Annotated in this window: 2 protein-coding genes; one reads left to right on the top strand and one right to left on the bottom strand. The window is 66.1% G+C overall.

Going from position 1 to position 1,440, the window contains the following annotated elements:
* Window positions 1-277, top strand: a 277-nt coding sequence (locus DK254_RS35255) for a hypothetical protein (protein WP_218281428.1), incomplete at its 5' end; no start/stop codon positions are given.
* A 321-nt stretch (window positions 278-598) separates the two neighbouring features.
* Here DK254_RS35255 and DK254_RS20320 read toward each other — a convergent pair.
* A partial coding sequence (locus DK254_RS20320; protein WP_146219634.1) for an OprD family outer membrane porin occupies window positions 599-1,440 on the bottom strand: 842 nt, incomplete at its 5' end.

Here is a 1,440-nt window from a genome sequence, read left to right as displayed (position 1 = left end):
CGGCGCTCAGGAGGTCATGCGACATGGATGTCGCGAGAGCCCCGATCAGCACAGGGACGTGTTGTCGGGGCGGGCCTCCGTGGCGGGGGAATTCGTGAAGGTAGCCCGGCTCCATCGGGCCCGTATGTCGGGGCAAGCGTTTTGGTTACTTTGGGGCGATTGCCAAAGTGACTCGCCCGAGGGGGCGAAACAAGAAACATCAACGCACTCGGAGCGGCGCGCCACACCCAAACCCAATAGACAGTTGCTCCTACGTCCGTGCTTCCTGGAACCGTAGGAGCGGACTCTGTCCGCGATCTGGCGGATAACGCCGTAGGCGTTATGCACCTTACGGGGAGCCCGGGAGCTTCGTGGTTCCGCCTCACGCCGAACGGTCCCCTCTCCCGCTTGCGGGGGAGGGTTAGGGAGGGGGTGCGGCGTCAGGGTTGGCAGAGGTGCCAGAGCGAAATCCGTCCCCTCTCCCCAACCCTCTCCCTGAAGGGAGAGGGGGCTGTCCCGAGCTGTCGGATAACGCAGAGTTAGCCGGCAAACTCGTAGGGCGAATAACCGTTCGCGGTTATCCGCCGTTGGCCCGGGTACCGATGCCCGCCGATGGCTGTTAGAACAGCGGCAGGGTATAGCTCAGGATCAACCGGTTCTCGTCCTGGTCCCGCTGCGTCGCCGTGCCCGAGCCGCTGACCGGCAGGCCGCTGCGCATGGTGGCGTTCTTCCAGGCCAGGCCCAGGCCCTTGAAGGTGCCTTCGGGGACCACGTAGCCCACGGCGATGTCGCGCTCCCACTCGCCCTGGTCGCCGCGGCCGGTCCTGATGTCGTCGGCGTTGAGGTAGAGCACGCTGAAGGTCAGGCCCGGCACGCCGAGCTTGGCGAAGTCGTAGGCGTAGCGGCCAATCCAGGTGCGCTCGCCGGCGTGGTTGAACTTCAGCAGCTGGGCGTCGGTGTGCAGGTAGGTGCTGGTGCCTTCGCCATCGCCGCGGTTCAGGTAGGGGAAGTCGCTGTCGCCGGTGAGCACCTGGTAGCCGGCGCCGAGGCTGTGGCCGCCGAGGCTGTAGGTGAGCAGGCCGCTGTAGACGTTGTTGTCCACCTCGCCCTTGGTCACGCCGCTGCCGTAGTAGCCGCTGCTGACGTAGCCGTCCTTGCGCCCGGCGGTGCTGCCGTTCTTGCCGTCGGAATCGCTGATGAACACCCGCAGGTCGGTCTTCAGGGTGCCCGGGCCGATCGCCCAGTTGTGCGTCAGGCCGAGGAAGTGCTGCTGGTAGAAGTCGGTCAGCTGGCCGTAGTAGTACTGCAGCGTCAGGTCCTTGGTGGCCTTGTAGTCGCCGCCGGCGAAGTAGAACTTGTTGCTGTCGCGGGAGCTGGCGGTGCTGCCGTTGGCGCCGGCGATGGACATGCTGCGCCAGTCGGTGGAGTTGCGGCCCTTGGTGTGGCTGAGCTGGCCGCCGA

The organism is Pseudomonas sp. RW407 (assembly GCF_003176655.1).
In the GTDB taxonomy this organism is placed as follows: Bacteria; Pseudomonadota; Gammaproteobacteria; order Pseudomonadales; family Pseudomonadaceae; genus Pseudomonas; species Pseudomonas delhiensis.
Note: the sequence above shows the minus strand (reverse complement) of the source record. Positions and strands in the feature narration are given on the sequence as shown.